The sequence below is a fragment of the Promicromonospora sp. MEB111 genome, assembly GCF_030209445.1.
Classification (GTDB): domain Bacteria; phylum Actinomycetota; class Actinomycetes; order Actinomycetales; family Cellulomonadaceae; genus Promicromonospora.
On sequence record NZ_JARVSD010000005.1, the window covers coordinates 164197 to 182127 of the forward strand.

The window sequence follows — 17931 nt, forward strand, 5'->3', positions numbered from 1 at the left end:
GGCTCGTCAGCGCGCCGTCAGGATGAGCGGGCCGTCCGGCGTGATCGCGATCGTGTGCTCGGAGTGGGCGCCGCGCGAGCCGTCCGCCGAGCGGAGCGTCCAGCCGTCGGGGTCGGTGAAGATCTCGTCCGTGGTCTCCAGGAACCACGGCTCGACCGCGATCACCAGGCCCGGCTTGAGCGGGAAGCCACGGCCCGCCCGGCCGTTGTTCGGCACGTGCGGGTCGCCGTGCATGGTGCGGCCCACGCCGTGGCCGCCGAAGTCGGTGTTCACCGAGTAGCCGGCGGCGTGCGCCACCTCGGCGATCGCCGAGGAGATGTCGCCGATCTTCTTGCCCGGCTGCGCGGCGGCGATACCGGCCTCCAGCGCCACCTCGGTGGTGCGGATCAGCTTCGCGTCCCGCTCGGCGCGGGCCGGGTCGGGCTCGCCCACCACGATCGACAGCGCCGAGTCGGAGACCCAGCCGTTCACGGACGCCGCGAAGTCGATCGACAGCAGGTCGCCGTCCTGCAGCGCGTAGTCGTAGGGCAGGCCGTGCAGCACGGCGTCGTTCACCGAGGTGCAGATGACCTTGCCGAACGGCATCGCGCCGAACGAGGGGTGGTAGTCGATGTAGCACGACTCGGCGCCCTGGTCGCGGATCATCTTGTGCGCGATCTCGTCGAGCTCGAGGAGGTTCACCCCGACGCCCGCGGCCTCGCGGACGGCGAGCAGCACGTCGGCGACGAAGCGTCCCGCCGGGCGCATCTCCTCGATCTCGCGCGGCGTCCTCAGCTCGATCATGTCCGTCCTTCCGTAGGGGCACCAGTGATCTGGCGGCACAAGCCTACGTCCCGCCGTCCGCACGCCGTGCGGGAGCGAGCGGCCACCTTGCGCGTGGCGTACCGGGCGTTTCACCCGTCTTGGACGACGGGTGGGATTGCAACGATTTCGTAATGCAAGGTGATGCTGTATGGGCTTGCATTGGATCGAGAACCACGGTTGCGTTGAGGGCGGGCAACCCGGCAGTCTGCCGGTCCGTACCCGCAAGTCAGAGGGTTCTGAGCCCACGAAGCAGTGGAGGAGCACGAGATGACTATCCGGATGGCTTCCAAGCGCCGAGCGGTCGCCCTGGCGGCGACCGGCGCGAGCCTGGCCCTGGTCCTGGCGGCCTGTGCCGACACAGACGACGGCGGGGGCGAGGACGGCGGCGGCGAGGCCACCCAGGCCACGATCGACTGCGCCGCCTACGAGGAGTTCGGTGACCTCGAGGGCACCGAGGTCAGTGTCTACACGACGATCGTGGAGCCGGAGGCGGAGACCCAGACGGCGTCGTACAAGCCGTTCGAGGACTGCACCGGCGTCACCATCAACTACGAGGGCTCGCGCGAGATGGAGGCGCAGCTTCCCGTGCGCGTCCAGGCCGGCAACCCGCCGGACATCGCGATCCTGCCGCAGCCGGGTCTGCTCCAGACGCTGGTCAACGACTACGACGCGGTCCTCCCGGCCCCGGAGCAGGTCGAGGCCAACGTCGACGAGGGCTGGGCCCCGGAGTGGAAGGAGTACGGCACGGTCGACGGCACGTTCTACGCCGCGCCGCTGGGCTCCAACGTCAAGTCGTACGTCTGGTACTCGCCCTCGATGTTCGAGGAGGCGGGCTACGAGGTCCCGACGACCTGGGACGAGCTGATGGAGCTCACCGCCACCATCGCCGAGGGCAACGAGGGCGCCACCCGCCCGTGGTGCGCGGGCGTGGAGTCCGGTGACGCCACCGGCTGGCCGGGCACCGACTGGATCGAGGACGTCGTGCTCCGCACGGCGGGCCCGGACGTCTACGACCAGTGGTACACCCACGAGATCCCGTTCAACGACCCGCAGATCGTCGACGCGTTCGACACCGCGGGCGAGATCCTCAAGAACCCGGACTACGTGAACGGCGGCCTGGGCGGCGTCGACTCGATCGCCACGGCAACCTGGACCGACGCGGGCTACCCGATCCTGGACGGCAACTGCTGGATGCACCGCGCCGCGAACTTCTACCAGACGCAGTGGCCCGAGGGCACCGAGGTGGCCCCGGACGGCGACGTCTACGCGTTCTACCTGCCGGCGCAGACGGCCGACGAGAAGCCGACGCTGGTCGCCGGCGAGTTCATCGGCGCGTTCACCGACCGTCCCGAGGTGCAGGCCTTCCAGACCTACCTGTCGAGCGCGGACTGGGCCAACGCCAAGGCCGCCGCCACGCCGGCCGGCGGCTGGGTGAGCGCCAACAGCGGTCTGGACCAGGAGCTGCTCGCGACGGACTTCGACCGGCTCTCCGCCGAGATCCTCGCCGACCCGGCCACCGTGGCCCGGTTCGACGCCTCGGACCTCATGCCGGCCGCGGTCGGTACCGACTCGTTCTGGAACGGCATCACCGAGTGGTTCGCCAGCGACCTGAGCAGCCAGCAGGTCACCGACCGGATCGAGGACTCCTGGCCGTCGAACTGACGCCCGGCCCTCGACCATGACGCGCGGAGGCGTGGGACTTCGAGTCCCACGCCTCCGCCGTCCTAGGCTGAGGGCTGGACCAGTCAAGGAAGACCGGACCAGGACAGCGACAGGAGATAGCCATGGACTGGCTGCTGTATGCCGGGGATGACACCGGGCACAAGTTTCTGCTGATGATCATCGCGATCGTGCTGTTCGTCGCGCTGATGGGCATCATCCTCTTCGTGGTCGACCGGCCACGTAATCCCTCCCGCTGGTTCGTCGGCTTCGGGTTCGTGGGCGCGGCGCTGCTGCTCCTCACGATCGGCCTCGTGTACCCGGCGATCCGCACCATCATCAACTCGTTCATGAACCGCAACAGCACGGAGTTCGTGGGCCTGGACAACTACATCCGAGCCTTCACCGAGCCGCAGTTCCTCATCGTGCTCGGCAACACGGCGCTCTGGGTGCTGGTCGCGCCACTGGTCGCGACGTTCCTCGGCCTCGTCTACGCCTACCTGGTCGACAAGAGCCGGTTCGAGGCGCTGGCCAAGGGGCTCGTGTTCCTCCCCATGGCCATCTCCATGGTGGGCGCGTCGATCATCTGGAAGTTCGTCTACGAGTTCAAGCCCGCAGGCGTGAACCAGACCGGCCTGCTCAACCAGTTCATCGTCTGGCTGGGCGGCGAGCCGCAGCAGTTCCTGCTCAGCCGGCCGCTGAACACCTTCCTGATCATGGTGGTGTTCATCTGGATCCAGGCGGGCTTCGCGATGACGCTGCTGTCAGCGTCCATCAAGGCGATCCCCGACGACATCGTCGAGGCCGCGCGGCTGGACGGCGTCTCCGGCGTCGGCATGTTCTGGCGCATCACCATCCCGAGCATCCGGCCCGCCCTGGTCGTCGTGCTCACCACCATCGCGATGACGACGCTCAAGACGTTCGACATCGTCAGAACGATGACGGCAGGCCAGTTCAACACCTCGATCGTGGCCCTGGAGTTCTACGACCAGCGGTTCCGGCAGAACGAGGCGGGCCTGAGCGCGGCGCTGGCCGTGCTGCTGTTCGTCATCGTGATCCCGGTGATCATCTACAACGTGCGCCAGCAGCGCCTCTCGGAGGATGTCCGATGAGCACCGTGAAGACAGCCGACGCGGCACCCGAGGTGCCCCGGTCGAAGGCCGACATCAGCGGCCGTGCCCGCAAGGCACGCAAGGCGCTGTCCAACCCGTGGGCGAGCACGCTCGCCGTCGTCATCGCCATCCTCTGGACCATCCCGACGGTCGGTCTGCTCATCACGTCGTTCCGGCCGGAGCTGGACATCCGGCAGAGCGGCTGGTGGACGGTGTTCGGCTCGGCGTTCGCCGGCGAGGGTGTGTTCTCGCTGCAGAACTACGAGACCGCGCTGTTCGACGGGTCGACCAACCTGATCGTGTTCTTCGTGAACTCGTTCGTGGTCACGCTGCCCGCGGTGTTCATCCCGATCACCCTGGCGCTCCTGGCCGCGTACGGGTTCGCCTGGGTCGACTTCAAGGGCGCGGACTTCCTGTTCATCGCGGTGTTCGCCCTGCAGATCGTGCCGATCCAGATCACGCTCGTGCCGCTGCTGTCGGCCTACGTGGACCTGGGCATCAACGGCTCGTTCTGGACCATCTGGTTGTCGCACTCGATCTTCGCGCTGCCGCTGGCGATCTTCCTGCTGCACAACTTCATGAAGGAGATCCCGAGGTCCCTGGTCGAGGCCGCGCGGATGGACGGCGCCGGCCACGTGCAGGTGTTCTTCCGGGTGGTGCTGCCGCTGCTCACCCCGGCGCTCGCGGCGTTCGCCATCTTCCAGTTCCTGTGGGTGTGGAACGACCTGCTGGTCGCCCTGGTCATGGGTGACCTGAACACGTTCCCGCTCACGGTCCGGGTGGCCGAGCTCGCGGGTTCGCGCGGTGGTGACTGGCACGTGCTGTCGGCCGGTGCGTTCATCTCGATGATCGTGCCGCTGATCGTGTTCCTGTCGCTGCAGCGCTACTTCGTGCGCGGCCTGCTGGCGGGTTCGGTCAAGGGCTGACGCCGCCGTCCCCTTCGAGGCCCGGGTCTCTCCGCTCTGACATCGGTCACGGCGGAGCAACCCGGGCCTCGAACGTCACCCCGCGATCGCCTCGCGGGCCAGCAGGCTCTCCTTGACCGGCAGCCCGTAGCGGAACCCGCCGAGCGTGCCGTCCGTGCGCAGGATGCGGTGGCACGGCACGAACAGTGCCGCCGCGTTCATGGCGCACGCCCCGGCCGCCGCGCGGACGGCCGCCGGCCGTCCGGTCCGGGCCGCGTACTCGCTGTACGTCAGCCGCTCACCGGCCTTCACCTCGCGCAGCACGTCCCACGCGTGCGTCCGGTACGGTCCGCTCGCCTGCAGCACCGGGACGCGCCCGGGCGCCCCGTGGTCGCCGTCGTAGTAGGCGCGGACGGCGTCCGCGGCCTCCGCGAGCAGTCCCGTCGGGTGCGTGTCCCGGACGTCGCCGGACGGGCGCAGGGTGGGGTGGACCAGGGCGAGGAGCGCGTCGACGTCGTCCGTCCAGCCGGCGGCCAGCACCTGCTCCCGCGTATCGCCCGCGGGGTGCCCGCCGTCGACGGCGGGGACCGCCGCGACGACGACGCTGAAGGGGCCGTCCGGTGTGGTGAGGGTCGTGGTCTTCATGTTCTTCCTTCCGGGAGATCGAGCTGTCAGGCGGAGCGCCAGAGGTGCATCGCGGCGTAGGAGCGCCAGGGCGCCCAGGCCGCGCCGCGCAGGGCGAGCTCCTTGAACTGGTGGGGGCGGGACTCCTCGGCGGAGACCAGCCCGAGGTTGCGGGCCCCGGCGAGCAGCGCGACGTCGCTGTCCATGAGCACGTCCGGGTCACCGAGCACGCGGAGCGCCACGTACCCGGCCGTCCACGGGCCGATCCCCGGCCGGGCGACCAGGCGCCGCCGCAGGTCGTCGGGGTCGTCGCCGACGCTCAGCGTGAGGGTCCCGTCCGCGAGGTCCCGGGCCGCGCCGAGCACGGTCGCCAGCGTCCTGGCGGGCAGCCGGAGGTACGCGGCGGCGTCCTGCGAACCGGGAGGGCCGGCGATCTGGCGCGGTGTCGGGAACAGCAGGGTGAGCCCCTCGAACGCCGAGACGTACGGCGTGCCGACGCCCTTCGCGAGGCGTGACAGGTGCGTGCGCGCCGCGGCGACGCTGATCTGCTGGCCCACGATCGCGCGGACCAGCAGCTCGGCCGGGTCCAGCGTGCCGGGCACCCGGATCCCGGGCACCGCCTCGACCGACGGCGCGAGCACGGGGTCGGACGCGAGCGAGGAGTCGACGGCGACCGGGTCGGCGTCGAGGTCCAGCAGCCGCCGCACGCGTGCGACGGCGACCGGCGCGTCCGCGAGGTCGGCGAGCTCGAGGTCCAGGTCGACGCGGCCGCTGCCGGGCCGGGGCACCCGCACCTCGAACGCCCCCGGGCCGTGCGGCAGCACGACGGTGCGGGCGTACCGGAGCACGTGCGCGCCGGCGTCGGCCGACCGGGTCGTCCCCTCCGCAGCGACCGGGCCCGCCGGGCCCAGGTCCGCGAACTCCACCCCCTCGATCGCGCGGACGGCCAGGAACTCCAGCACGCCGCGCGCGTCGAACGGCTCGCGCACAGGCAGCGTGAGGGAGATCCGGACGGGCTCACGGGCCGAGCCCGGGCCGCGCGAGCGCGCCGCGCCGCCCGAACCCCGCGCCGGGCGCCGGGCACGGGCGCGCAGCTCCGACGGCGTCGCGCCGAAGACCTCGGCCACGGTGTCGTTGAACTGCCGGATCGAGCCGAACCCGGCGGCGAACGCGACGTCGGCCAGGCGCAGCGAGGTGCCGACCAGGAGGGTGCGGGCCGTCTGCGCGCGCTGCGCGCGGGCGAGGGCCAGCGGCCCCGCGCCCAGCTCGCCGACCAGCAGCCGGTGGAGCTGGCGCTCGGAGTACCCCAGGCGGTGCGCGAGGCCGGACACACCCTCGCGGTCGACCACGCCGTCGGCCACCAGGCGCATGGCGCGGCCCGTGAGGTCGCGGCGCAGGTCCCACGCGGGCGTGCCCGGTGCGGCCTCGGGGAGGCATCGCTTGCACGCGCGGAAGCCGGCCTCGTGCGCGGCGGCGGAGGTCAGGTAGAACGAGACGTTCTCGGCCTTCGGCGTGCGCGCCGGGCAGGAGGGCCGGCAGTAGATGCCGGTGGTACGGACCGCGGTGTAGAACTGCCCGTCGAAGCGGGAGTCGCGCGCGGCGATGGCGCGGTAGCGCTCGGTGAACGCGGGATCGCGGAGCTCGACGTCGGTCATGCCCACCATCCTGCGCCCCGTCCGGACGCGACGGCTAGCGGGATTCGGACACGACAGTGAGGGCCGTGAGGCGCCCCTCGAGGCCCTCGCGGACGCCGGGCCACTCGTCGGACAGCACCGAGAAGTAGAGGGTGTCGCCCTCGGAACCGTCGGGGGCCACCCGGTGCGCGCGCAGCCTGCCCTCCTCGCGGGCGCCCAGCTTGAGGATCGCCGCACGGGACCGCGTGTTCCGCGCGTCGCACCGCAGTGCCACGCGACGCAGCCCCAGCTCCTCGAAGGCGTGTCGCAGCAGCATCAGCTTGCACGCGGGGTTCGTCACGCCCGCCCACCAGTCCCGCCCGTAGAACGTCGAGCCGATCTCGACCCGCCGCTGCCCGGCGTTGAGCTCGTAGAACCGGGTCGACCCGCGCACCTCGCCGTCGGACCCGAGCACCGCGAAGGCGAGGTGGTCGGGTGCCGCGACGGCGGCGTCCACGTACGTCTCCATCGCCGGGACGGAGTCGGGGAGGGCGCTGGTCATGCCGGCCCAGAGCTGGGTGTCGACCAGCCCGGCCAGGGCCGGCGCGTGGTCGCGCGTCAGCGGTACGAGGCGGACGCCGTGGGCGGCGAGGTGGAGATCGTGCTGCATGGCGCCATCCCACCATGCCCGCCGCGCCCCGGGCGGCCGTGTCCGGCGCCCGGGATCCGCGTCCTGCTCACCGCAGGTCCCGGAGGTACGCCGCCGCACCCCCGTACCCCTCGGTCCGCCGCTCGTCCAGGGTGGCGATGATGAGCAGCACCCCGCCGGCCGCCGCGAGCGTGAGCATCCACGGCACCGCGGAGATCTCGGTGCCGAGCTGGCTGACGAACACGATCAGCACCTCGACCGGCAGCACCCAGACCCCCAGCAGGAACGGCGCCGCGAGCCCGCGGCGGGACCCCACCAGCACCCCGGTCAGCGCCACGCCGACCACCAGCACGGCCCGCCACGTCTGCGGGTCCGTGAAGGTCGCGAGCACCGACGGCCCGAGCAGGGCCAGGATCCCGGGGCCCAGCAGCGCCCACGAGCCCGTCCAGCCCACCGGCCAGCCCACGAGGGTGCGCCGCGGCACCCGCGCCGAGTCGGGCCCGCCCACCTTGGTGCGCGCCTCCCACTCGCCGAGCGCGAAGCAGCCGGCCACGACGAGGCCCACCCCGAGCGGCACGGAGAACACCTCGACCCGCAGCTCCCGCGGGCTCCACGCGGCGATGGCCGCGGCCAGCGCACCCATCCACACGGCCCAGGACGGGACACCCGTGGTGTGCCCGCGCAGCAGCCGCCGCGCGACCACCACCAGCAGCACGAGCAGCGCGACCTCCAACGCCCAGAGGGTCGCGATGGCGCCCCAGTGCGGTTCGGCGTTCGCCACCGCCCCCACGGTGAGGAACAGCAGGGCGGGGACGCGGCCCGCGGTGTCGATCGCACGCCGCAGGCGGGCCGACGGCGCGCCCGGCCGGGCGCCGCCGACGGCCACGAGGGCGAGCGCACCCGCCGCGACGGCCCAGCCCAGACCCGTCACGAACCGCGGTGCCGGATCGCCCGCCGTCGATGCCGCCACCTGCAAGGACTCGACGGTCAGGCCCGCACCCGCGAGCAGCACCGCGCCCGCCAGCAGGGTCCGGGCCCGTGCGGCCCACCCGGCCGACACGATCAGCCGGCGCCGGAGCGCGAGGACGGCGAGGGTCAGGACCAGGCCGGCCACCAGCAGGACCCAGGCGCGCGGGTCGCCCGGGCCCGCGCCGAGGGCCAGCGTCAGGTCGCTCGGCACCAGCGCGAGCACGAGGCCCGCGGCGACGAGCCGCCAGCCGTGCGTCCCGGACCGCCGGGCGAGCAGCGCCCCGACGAGCACCGCGCCGAGGGCCGGCGGCAGGGTGTACGCCTCGACGAGCCGGACACCGCCGTCGGCCAGCGCGGTCCAGGCGGCCGCCGTCGCGAGGGCGCCCGCGGCCCACCAGACGCGGGTACGGTCGGGCTCGCGTGCCACGACCCCGGCGCCGACGGCGAGGAGGAGCAGCACGGCCACCGCGACGTCGGGCCCGGCGGCCGGGCGGCCGTAGGCCAGGCCGATCGTGATCGCGCCGGTGACCACCGCGCTGAGCTCGAGCATCCCGCGCACCAGCGTGCCGACGACGCCGCCGTCCGGCACCCGGCGGGCGAGGAAGCCGGCCACGCGCGGTGCCCCGCCCGCGACGACGGCGACCGCCGCCGCGATGACGGGTAGCAGCACGGGCGAACCGCTGAGCGGGAGCAGCATGGCGCCCGTGCTCACGACCGCCACCGCGGTGGTGGGCAGCACCAGGCCCGCGGCCAGCACGCGCACGGCCGGCGCGAGCCCGGTCCGCCGGGTGAGCAGCAGCACGAGCTCCAGGAGCAGCATCGCGGCGGCCGCGCCGGCGGACCACCAGGTGCGGTCGAGCACCACGGTGTACACCCCGAGCGCGAACGGCACGCCCGTCACGCCGAGCACGGCGAACCACTCGGCGCGGGCCACCCGCGTGCCGACGGTCACCGCGACCGCCGTCAGCGAGGCCGCGGCCGACATGGTGCAGACGGCGGCGACCCAGCCGAACCCGAGCCATCCCAGCCAGACACCGCCCACGACCAGCGCGTACGCGTAGGCGCCACCGACGAGGGCGGGGTGCGAGACGCGCGGCAGGGCCGCGCGCGCGGCCAGCGCCAGCGGCACGACGACGGCGGCGGCCACCAGTACCGTGGGTCGGCTCTGCCACGAGCCGACCGTCAGCAGCACGAGGGCGGCGCAGGCTCCGGTCAGCGCGGCCGGACGCCAGGTCGCACCCTCCTGCGGGCTCATCGCGGAGCCGCCGAGCCGCACGGTGAGCCGCGTGGCCCGGCGCAGGCCGTCGGCCCCGGCCCGCACGGCGGTGACGACGGCGCGCAGCCCGCGCCAGGAGCGCGCCGGCTCGGCCGTCGCCGCCAGCAGCACGGCGGCGAGGACCGCCAGCAGCGCGAGCGACGTCACCGCGGCCAGCCGGGCGTGCAGCGCGGCGGTGACGCCGAGGCCCACCGTCGCCCACGGCGCGAGGCCCCGGGCGGTCCGCACCAGGGGTGCCGCCGGGCGGTCTGGCCGACCCGCCGCGACGCCCAGCCGGGAGGCGGCCAGCACCAGAGCGGCCAGCACGAGCACGCCGAGCACGCTCAGCCCGCGGACGTCAGCCGGCAGGAACGGGCCACCGAGCGGAGCCTCCCCCGGCGTCCGCGCGGGGGCGACGCCGAGGGGACCCGTCAGCACCTCCAGCACGCGCAGCGCGGACAGCCACAGGGCCGGGACGGCCGAGAGCACCGCGACGAGCCACGCCGCGAGCAGCAGGTCGGCGCGCGTGCGGGCGGCGGGCACGAGCCCTCGCACACCCGCGGCGACCAGCGCGGTCAGCGCCACGGCGAGCACCGCCCACGCGACGCCCGCCGCCGCGGGCAGTACCCACAGGAACTCGATGCCCGCCCACTCGGTGAGGAACAGGGCGGCGACCGCGCCGAGCGCTCCGGCGGTGAAGGTCCACCAGCGGCGGTGCGTGCCGCGCCGCAGCACGGCGGCGACGACGGCGACGACCGCCAGCACGGCCGCCGTCCCGGCGTCCCCCGGGAGGCCGGCGAGGAACCCGGCAGGCGGCACCAGGAACGCGGTGCAGACGGCCAGCCCCACCCCCAGCGCCTGGGCCACCTCCAGCAGCCGGAGCTCGACCCGCAGCTCCGAGCCGACGCGCGGGCCCGAGACCCGGGCGACCGGCGGCCCCGCCAGCGCGGCCAGGGCGACCAGCAGCGCGCCCGCGCAGACGGCCCACGGCAGCGTGCCGTCGTCGTCCGAGAGGGCGAGCGCCGCCGGGAACGCCGCGAAGGGCGCCGCGACCAGACCGGTCGTGACCCAGGCCCGCACCCGCAGGGCGTGCCCGGCGGCGACGGCGCCGACCGCGACGACCGCCCACCAGGCGGCGAAGGGCAGCGGGGCGACGTCGGGCAGCGTGAACGTCGTGACCAGGGCCGCGGGCACTGCGACGGTGCGGACCACGCCCAGCACCCGCGACTCCCACCGGAGGGTGGCGTCGAGCCGTTCGCCGGCCCGGAGCAGGGCGCCGCTCGCGCCGTGCGCCACGAGACCCGTCGCGACCAGGGCGAGGATCCAGACCCAGCGAGGCAGGCCGACGTCGGACAGGCCCGCCGCGAGCAGCAGCGGGACCAGCGGTGCGGCGACGGCTCCGGCGGCGACCCAGGACCGCACCCGCAGCCGGCTGCCGAGCAGCACGAGCGCCGGGGCGAGCAGCGTGAGCAGGGCCGCGCGCGCGAGGAACGGCGCGACGCCGCCGAGCAGCCCGGCCTCCAGACCGAGCTCCGCGCACACCCAGCCCAGCGCGACGGCCAGGGTCGCGACGGCCTCCGCCGACGACCGCAGCCCGGCCCGGCGCATCAGCGCCGCCGCCACCACGGAGGCGACCGTGACCGCGAGCGTCGCGACGGTGCGCAGCACGAGCTGGTCGGCGAGCGTGAAGAACACGAAGACCACCGCGGCGACGGCGACCAGCGCGGCGCCGACCCCGGCGAGGATCGGCTGGAGGGCCACGGTGCTGGGCTGCCGGGCGGGGCCGGCGACCGGGTGGGCGACGGGGCCGGCCGGCGAGGCCGCGGCACCCGATCCGGCCGCCCCGCCCGCGCCGGCGGAGGTCCTGGGCTTCGCGCCGGACGCGCCGGGTGCGCCGCTCGCGCCGGCCGACGTCGGGGCGGCCGTAACCGCCGTCGTCGGGCGCGTGGCCGCCGAAGCGGCCTTGCCGACCCCAGCACCCACGAGCCCGGTCGCCGCACCGGCCGAGCCGCCTGCGACGGCCACCCGCCGGGCGTACGCGGCCGCGGCGGGCTGCTCGGCGCGCATCTCGTCGAGGATCCGCTGTCGCTCACGGATGGCCCGCTCGACGGCGAGCGAGGCCTCGTGCACGTCGATCCCGCGCCGGCCGCCGAGGTCGAGCGCGCAGGTGCCGCAGACGGTGTCGTGGAGGGCCGCGCCGCAGGCAGGGCAGGACACGGTGTCGGGCAGACGCCGCAGCGCATGACGTACCCACGTCTCTTCCATGGGCGGAAGCCTGGCGGAGGCAGGTGGTATCCGGGTCCGCGGCACGCCAGGGATCGGTCACAGTTTCATGCCGAATGTGCGTTTCGCCCGTCAGGGTGTGGCACCCGGCCGTCGGACCCGCCCAGCCGTCAGACCTTGGCGTCCAGCCAGTCCAGCACCGTGGTCAGGTACTTCTCCCGGGCCGGCTTCGGGGACAGCGCCAGGTCGTGGGCGCCGCCCTCGATCACTGCGATCTCCACGGTCGTCCCCAGCCTCGGCGCCCGCGCGTGCATGTGCGCGACGTCGAGCACCACGTCCGTGCCGAGCTGCTCGGCGACCTCCCCGGCGTCGGACCCGGTCCGGCCGCTGGTACACACGAGCACCGGGCACTGCACGGACAGCCCGCGTCCGACGGCGCGGTGCCCGCGGCGGATCGCCGCCAGCCACCCGGCCCGCACCGGGAACCCCGCGTACGGCTTCCACCGCAGGTCGTACTCCCACTCGCCGCCGGAGGTGACGTGCAGGGCCCGGCCGTAGCCCTCGCCGAGCCGGGACACGACCAGCCGGGGCGAGACCCGGCCGAGCACGTAGACGGCCTGGGTGACCAGGGTGCGGTCGGACCAGCTGCCCTTGAGGTCGAACCAGGGGCTGTTCAGCACCAGGGCCGACACCCGGTCGGGGCGGGCGTTCGCGTACATCGAGGTGATGAGGCCGCCCGTCGAGTGCCCCAGGAGCACCAGCCCGGTGTGGCCGTCCGCGGCGATCACGGCGGCGGCGGCGTCGAGGTCCTGCGCGTAGAGCTCCAGGCGGTTGATCATGTTGGCGTCGCGGCCCGCCGCCGTCCACGCGTCCATGGAGCGACCGTGACCGCGCAGGTCGACGGCGTAGAACGGGTAGCCCCGCCCGGCGACGGCCTCGGCCAGGTGCCGCTGGAAGAAGTAGTCGGTGAACCCGTGGACGTACAGCACCGGCGTGCGTCCGACCACCGGCCCGCCCTCGGGCGTGTAGCGGATCAGGGTGGCCTCGGTGCTGCCCGGGAGGTGGAGCGTCCGCGCGTCGAAGCCCGCGCCCAGCACGTCCTCGGTCCAGTCGTTCACCCGGCCAGTGTGCCCGACGTGCGCCGCGTGCGGCCAGACAACATGCGCTCCTGGCGCAACGCGGGAAGGAAGCACAGGGCGCCCAGCGTGCTGAACACCCCGCCGACGACCATGGCCGCCTGGGTGGACAGCAGGCCCGCCGTCCAGCCGAGAGCGGGGGCGGCCAGCGAATAGGCGGCGAACCCGAGCATCGACGCCATCGACAGCACTGTGGTGCGATTGCGGGACTCGGCCTCGCGGTGCAGCAGCGCCTGGTAGGCGGGCCCGCACGCGCCGTGCAGCCCGTAGGTCACGAGGTACGCGGCGATCAGGCCGACCGGACCGAGCGCGAGCCCCATCCACACCGTCCCGAGCCCGTTGAGCACACGCGCGATGATCGCCGTCCGGGCCACGCCGAGCCGGGGCGTGGCCAGGCCCGTCAGGGCTGCCCCGCCCGCGAAGACCGCCCAGCCGGCGGCCGCGGCCGGCCCGGAGACCGCGGCCCCGGCCTGGGTGCCGCCCAGGAGCTCGGACAGCCGGATCGGCTGGAACGTCTCGAACACCACCATCCCCACGCTCCAGAACACCTCGACGATCAGCAGCCAGCGCAGCACCCGGTTGTCCCGCGCGAGGCGCAGGCCGTCGCGGACCACCCCGGGCGCCTGCCGCGCGGAGTCCAGCACCCGCGCGGTCACCTTCCGCTCGTCCGACGACGGCGACGGCGGCAGGGCCGGTGTCGCCCCGGGGCCGGCCACCCCGGCGTCGGCCGCGGCGTCCGCCGTGCCCGCTCCGGCGAGGTGCGCCGTCGTGCGCGGCGCCTCGCGGACCAGCACGACCACGGCGACCAGGTGCACGATCGAGAGCACCCCGTAGATCGCGTAGGGCAGCACGAGCGCGGACCACGCGCCCAGCGGGTGCCACCAGACCAGCCCGCCGGAGACGAGGGCGCCGGCGGCGATCGAGACGCCGAGCACGGTGCTCTGCGCGGCGAGCGGGCGGTCGACGTCGGCCCCCGGTTCGGTGGCGTGCACCGTGTCGACGAACCAGGCCTCCAGCGGGCCGGAGTCGAGCGCCCGGAAGATGCCGGTGACCGCGGCGGCGAGGGCGAAGGCCCAGAAGGACTGCGCGGTGAGGAACAGGGCGGCGGCCGCCACCTGCAGCACGGCGGCGGCGACCAGCATCGGGCGCCGTCCGAGGGAGTCGGCGAGGCCGCTGGTGGGCAGCTCCAGCGCGAACACGACGAAGCCGGCGACGGACAGCGCCGTGAGCGCCTGCGGCACCGACAGCCCGCGCTCGATCGGCAGCAGCGTGGTGACCGTGACGACCAGCCCGACGGGGAACCAGCGGGTCAGGGTCAGCAGCAGGAAGACCTGCCGGGCGCGGTGCGGGGTCAGGGGGGTCATGGCCGGTCCGTCCGGTCATCCGTCCCGTCATCCGTGCCGGCGGAGGTGCCGGCGACGGCGCCGTCCGCGCCCGGGATGTCGTCCGCCTCCAGCGGGAAGGCGGCCTGCCAGATCGTGACACGGCGGGCGCCGGGGCCGCCCCCGGCCTCCCGGTACCGCTCGAGCAGCAGGTCCACGTCCGCGCGGAGCGCCGTGAGCTGCTCGGCGTTCAGGTCGAGCCAGGCGTCGCCCTGGCCCGCGGCGTCCTGCCACTCGCTGGGCCAGGCCTCGGCGACGTCGAGCCAGTGGCCGAACTCGGTGCTGAAGAGCCGCAGGTAGTCACGCTGCAGCCAGCTCAGCGCGGTGGCGGCGTCCTCGTCGACGGAGAGCTCCGAGGGCGCCCAGCTGTGGGAGCTCGTGGAGGCGCGCCACAGGCGCTGCTTGCCGGCGCCGTCGCCGGTGTCCGCGACCAGGCCCACGGACTCCAGCTTGCGCAGGTGGTAGCTGGTGGCTCCGGTGTTGGTGCTGAGCGCCGTGGCGAGCGTGGTGGCCGTCGCGGGCCCGCCGCGCCGCAGGGCGCCGAGCAGGCGCGAGCGCAGCGGGTGGGCGAGCACCTTGACGGCCTCGGGGTTGAGGCGGAAGTCGTCCTGGGGAGCGGTCATACGTGCACAGTACGCATGCACAATCCCTGTGCACAAGAGTCATGCACAATAATTGTGCATGTGTGGGTCCGTCAGAAGAGCATGACGACGGCGGTCACCACGCCCGCGACCACCACGAGCACCCGGAACACGCCGGGCGGCATCCTGCGGCCGATGCGCGCGCCCACGTACCCGCCCACCACGGAACCCGCGGCCAGCAGCCCGATCGCGAGCCAGTCGACGTCGGCGACGACCACGAAGATGACCGTGGCGACGAGGTTCGCGGCGAGCAGCGCCACCGTGCGCAGCGCGTTGATGTTCCGCACCGCCAGGTCGGTCCCGAGCCCCAGCACGGCGGCCATCATGACGCCGGCGCCCGCGCCGAAGTAGCCGCCGTACACGCCGGTCAGCACCGAGAACACGACCGTGGCGGGGGACATGCCGTGCCGCAGGCGGGTCGGCTCGTCGCGGGTGCGTCGCAGCCACCGGCTGATCCACGGCTGCACGCCCACCAGCAGGCAGGAGGTCAGGATCAGCCAGGGCACGATCGCCTCGAACACGCCCGGCGGCAGCGCGAGCAGCAGCACCGCGCCGCCCACGGACCCGACGGCGCAGGTCACGAGCACGATCATGGCCACGCGCGGGTGCTCGCGCAGCTCCTGGCGGTAGCCGAACGACCCGCTCAGCCCGGCGGGCACGAGCCCCACGGTGTTCGACGCGTTCGCGACGACGGGCGGCAGGCCCACGGCCAGCAGCACGGGGAAGCTCAGCAGCGAGGCGACACCGACGGTCGTGGACAGCACGCCCGCTCCGAAGCCGGCGCCGAGCACGGCGAGGTGCTCCCAGCCGGTCACCGCTCGTCGTCCCGCAGCAGGGCCACGTCGCTGACCATCTCGACGTGCGCGTGCATGGCCGCGGCGGCGGCCGCCGGGTCGCGCTCGCGGATGGCGTCCGCGATGGCGCGGTGCCCGGTCAGGGAGTTGCGGGGCCGGCCGGGCTGCGAGAGCGACTCGATCCGGCTCTCCCGGATCAGGCTGGCGATCTCGCGCATGGTCCGGGCCAGCAGGTCGGAGTGTGCGGCGGCGGTCACCGCCGCGTGGAACTGCTCGTCGGCGTCCACGCCGCGGTCCCCGTGCTCGATGGACGCCGCCATCGCGTCGAGGGACGCGTCGATGGCGACGAGGTCGTCCTCGGTACGGCGCTGCGCGGCCAGGGCGGCGATCTTGGTCTCCAGCGCGTCCCGGATGTCGATGATCTCGGGCATGCGGTCGGCGTGCGCGCGGATGGCCTCGACGATGCGGCTCTCGCTGTGCCTGCCGGTCAGCACGGTGCCGTCGCCGTGCCGCACCACCACGACGCCCACCACCTCGAGCGCGACGAGCGCCTGGCTGAGGGTCGCGCGGCTGACGCCGAGCCGGGCCGCGAGCTCCCGCTCCGGGGGCAGCCGGTCGCCGGCTTTCAGCCCGTTCTGGTTGATCCACGTGGTGATCTGCTCCGCCACCTGCTCGTAGAGGCGGGTGCGGGCCAGCGGGGTCGGCAGTTCGGCGGAAGCCTTCGGGGTCACTCCCTGAGGATACTTGACAGAACGGACACTGGCCTATTGGCTAGGCCACTGATCCATCGTGCCTCGTCGGTCAACGGTGACCGCCGCGATGGAGACAGAGGAGTTCTCATGGGTCCTGAGTGGATCGCGATCATCGCGCTCGTCGCGTTGTTCGTCGCCGGGACAGTCCTGCCGATCAACATGGGCGCGCTCGCCTATGTCGCGGCGTGGTTTGTCGGCGTCTTCGCCCTGAACATGGACGAGAAGGAGGTGCTGGGCGGGATCAGCGCCGATCTCGTCCTGACGCTCGTCGGCGTCACGTACCTGTTCTCGATCGCCAAGAACAACGGCACCGTCGATCTCATCGTCTCCAAGGCCGTCCAGGCGGTCGGCGGCCGGGTGGCGCTCATCCCCTGGGTCATGTTCGCCGTGACCGCGCTGCTCACCGCGATCGGCGCGGCCAGCCCCGCGGCCTGCGCCATCATCGGCCCGGTCGCGCTCGGGTTCGCCCGCCGTTACAAGATCAACCCGCTCATGATGGGCATGTTCGTGGTGCACGGGGCCCAGGGCGGCGGGTTCTCCCCGATCAGCATCTACGGCACCATCACCAACTCGGTCATGGCCGACGTCGGCTACGAGGGCACCGAGATGGGCGTCTTCATCGCGTCGCTCGCGATCAACACCGCGATGGCCGTGGTCCTGTTCCTCGCGCTCGGCGGCCGCCAGCTCATGAACGAGCGGGTCGATCCCGCCGACGCGTCCGGGCACCTCGTCGACGACCTGCACGCCGGTGGCGCCTCCGTCACCGTCAGCGGCCAGGGCGCGGGCGTCTCGACCACCACGCGCGGTCTCGGCGTGCGCCGCGACCACGTGCTGACCCTCGTCGCCTTCGCCGCCGTGGCCACGACCGCGCTCGCGTTCGACCAGAACATCGGCTTCGTCTCGATCACCGCGGCCGTCGCGCTGGCCATGCTGTCCCCGCACCAGCACAAGGACGCCGTCAAGCAGATCGCCTGGCCCACCGTGCTGCTCGTCGCGGGCGTGAGCACCTACGCCGCGATCCTCACCGAGGCGGGCGCTCCCGAGTACATCGGCACCTGGGCCGCCGGCCTCGGCATCGCGGCCGTCGGCGCGCTCGTCCTGTGCTACGTGGGCGGGATCGCCTCGGCCTTCGCGTCGTCGACGGCGCTGCTGCCGGTCATCATCCCCATCGCCGTGCCGCTCATCGCCGGGGGCGGCGTGAGCCCGTGGGCCATGGCCGCCGCCCTGGCCGTCTCCTCGACCATCGTCGACGTGAGCCCCTTCTCCACGAACGGAGCCCTGATGCTCGCCAACCGCCCGGACACGATCTCCGAGCAGGCCTACTACAAGCAGATCCTCAACTACGCCATCATCGTCACCCTCGCGGGTCCGCTGCTGGTCTGGGCCATCCTCGTCCTGCCGGGCTGGTGAGCA

The 17931-nt window shown here is 73.8% G+C and carries 14 protein-coding genes; 4 read left to right on the forward strand and 10 right to left on the reverse strand.

Going from position 1 to position 17931, the window contains the following annotated elements; genetic code table 11:
- Window positions 1–6: 6 nt before the first annotated feature.
- The gene (gene map, locus QRN56_RS05730; protein WP_285101823.1) at window positions 7–783 is read right to left on the reverse strand and encodes a type I methionyl aminopeptidase; all 777 of its coding nucleotides are present in this window, start codon (window positions 781–783) and stop codon (window positions 7–9) included.
- Between the two features lie 288 nt (window positions 784–1071).
- Between map and QRN56_RS05735 the strand changes: the two genes are divergently transcribed.
- The 3 genes from QRN56_RS05735 to QRN56_RS05745 all read left to right on the forward strand — a co-directional run bounded on the left by QRN56_RS05735 (window position 1072) and on the right by QRN56_RS05745 (window position 4501).
- Entirely contained in the window at window positions 1072–2466 is a 1395-nt protein-coding gene (locus QRN56_RS05735; protein ID WP_285101824.1) for an ABC transporter substrate-binding protein, read from the forward strand.
- Window positions 2467–2588: 122 nt separating this feature from the next.
- Window positions 2589–3575: a carbohydrate ABC transporter permease gene (locus QRN56_RS05740; RefSeq protein WP_285101825.1), complete on the forward strand. Its 987-nt coding sequence runs from the start codon at window positions 2589–2591 to the stop codon at window positions 3573–3575.
- Window positions 3572–4501 carry a carbohydrate ABC transporter permease gene (locus tag QRN56_RS05745; RefSeq protein WP_285101826.1) on the forward strand — a complete coding sequence of 310 codons (930 nt, stop codon included), beginning with the start codon at window positions 3572–3574 and terminating at the stop codon, window positions 4499–4501. Before QRN56_RS05740 ends, QRN56_RS05745 begins: the two co-directional genes overlap by 4 nt.
- A gap of 75 nt (window positions 4502–4576) precedes the next feature.
- Here QRN56_RS05745 and QRN56_RS05750 read toward each other — a convergent pair whose 3' ends face one another.
- From QRN56_RS05750 to QRN56_RS05790, 9 genes are all read right to left on the reverse strand, one after another.
- The gene (locus QRN56_RS05750) at window positions 4577–5125 is read right to left on the reverse strand and encodes a methylated-DNA--[protein]-cysteine S-methyltransferase (protein ID WP_285101827.1); all 549 of its coding nucleotides are present in this window, start codon (window positions 5123–5125) and stop codon (window positions 4577–4579) included.
- A 26-nt stretch (window positions 5126–5151) separates the two neighbouring features.
- Entirely contained in the window at window positions 5152–6759 is a 1608-nt protein-coding gene (locus QRN56_RS05755; RefSeq protein ID WP_285101828.1) for an AlkA N-terminal domain-containing protein, read from the reverse strand.
- Window positions 6760–6793: 34 nt separating this feature from the next.
- Window positions 6794–7387 carry a GNAT family N-acetyltransferase gene (locus QRN56_RS05760; protein ID WP_285101829.1) on the reverse strand — a complete coding sequence of 198 codons (594 nt, stop codon included), beginning with the start codon at window positions 7385–7387 and terminating at the stop codon, window positions 6794–6796.
- A gap of 67 nt (window positions 7388–7454) precedes the next feature.
- On the reverse strand, window positions 7455–11855 hold the full coding sequence (locus QRN56_RS05765) for an SCO7613 C-terminal domain-containing membrane protein (RefSeq protein WP_285101830.1): 4401 nt from the start codon (window positions 11853–11855) through the stop codon (window positions 7455–7457).
- Window positions 11856–11983: 128 nt separating this feature from the next.
- Window positions 11984–12931, reverse strand: coding sequence for an alpha/beta hydrolase (locus QRN56_RS05770; RefSeq protein ID WP_285101831.1), 948 nt, complete (start codon window positions 12929–12931; stop codon window positions 11984–11986).
- Window positions 12928–14313 (reverse strand): MFS transporter, encoded by a 1386-nt coding sequence (locus QRN56_RS05775; protein WP_285101832.1) that lies wholly within the window; start codon window positions 14311–14313, stop codon window positions 12928–12930. Before QRN56_RS05775 ends, QRN56_RS05770 begins: the two co-directional genes overlap by 4 nt.
- On the reverse strand, window positions 14310–14954 hold the full coding sequence (locus QRN56_RS05780; protein WP_285101833.1) for a winged helix-turn-helix domain-containing protein: 645 nt from the start codon (window positions 14952–14954) through the stop codon (window positions 14310–14312). The genes QRN56_RS05775 and QRN56_RS05780 overlap by 4 nt, the downstream gene beginning before the upstream one ends.
- Window positions 14955–15025: 71 nt before the next feature.
- Window positions 15026–15787, reverse strand: a complete 762-nt coding sequence (locus tag QRN56_RS05785; protein WP_285101834.1) for a sulfite exporter TauE/SafE family protein — start codon at window positions 15785–15787, stop codon at window positions 15026–15028.
- Complete coding sequence (locus QRN56_RS05790; protein ID WP_285101835.1) at window positions 15784–16497, reverse strand: FadR/GntR family transcriptional regulator; 714 nt, start codon at window positions 16495–16497, stop codon at window positions 15784–15786. The genes QRN56_RS05785 and QRN56_RS05790 overlap by 4 nt, the downstream gene beginning before the upstream one ends.
- A gap of 108 nt (window positions 16498–16605) precedes the next feature.
- On the opposite strand from QRN56_RS05790, the gene QRN56_RS05795 reads away from it, so the two are divergent.
- Window positions 16606–17928 (forward strand): SLC13 family permease, encoded by a 1323-nt coding sequence (locus QRN56_RS05795; protein WP_285101836.1) that lies wholly within the window; start codon window positions 16606–16608, stop codon window positions 17926–17928.
- The last annotated feature ends 3 nt before the right edge of the window (window positions 17929–17931 follow it).

Excerpts from the sequence above, each read along its gene's own strand:
- map (WP_285101823.1), bottom strand. The coding sequence starts at position 783 with ATGATCGAGCTGAGGACGCCGCGCGAGATCGAGGAGATGCGCCCGGCG.
- QRN56_RS05735 (WP_285101824.1), top strand. The coding sequence starts at position 1,072 with ATGACTATCCGGATGGCTTCCAAGCGCCGAGCGGTCGCCCTGGCGGCG.
- QRN56_RS05755 (WP_285101828.1), bottom strand. The coding sequence starts at position 6,759 with ATGACCGACGTCGAGCTCCGCGATCCCGCGTTCACCGAGCGCTACCGC.
- QRN56_RS05795 (WP_285101836.1), top strand. The coding sequence starts at position 16,606 with ATGGGTCCTGAGTGGATCGCGATCATCGCGCTCGTCGCGTTGTTCGTC.
- QRN56_RS05745 (WP_285101826.1), top strand. The coding sequence starts at position 3,572 with ATGAGCACCGTGAAGACAGCCGACGCGGCACCCGAGGTGCCCCGGTCG.
- QRN56_RS05760 (WP_285101829.1), bottom strand. The coding sequence starts at position 7,387 with ATGCAGCACGATCTCCACCTCGCCGCCCACGGCGTCCGCCTCGTACCG.
- QRN56_RS05750 (WP_285101827.1), bottom strand. The coding sequence starts at position 5,125 with ATGAAGACCACGACCCTCACCACACCGGACGGCCCCTTCAGCGTCGTC.
- QRN56_RS05775 (WP_285101832.1), bottom strand. The coding sequence starts at position 14,313 with ATGACCCCCCTGACCCCGCACCGCGCCCGGCAGGTCTTCCTGCTGCTG.
- QRN56_RS05765 (WP_285101830.1), bottom strand. The coding sequence starts at position 11,855 with ATGGAAGAGACGTGGGTACGTCATGCGCTGCGGCGTCTGCCCGACACC.
- QRN56_RS05780 (WP_285101833.1), bottom strand. The coding sequence starts at position 14,954 with ATGACCGCTCCCCAGGACGACTTCCGCCTCAACCCCGAGGCCGTCAAG.
- QRN56_RS05740 (WP_285101825.1), top strand. The coding sequence starts at position 2,589 with ATGGACTGGCTGCTGTATGCCGGGGATGACACCGGGCACAAGTTTCTG.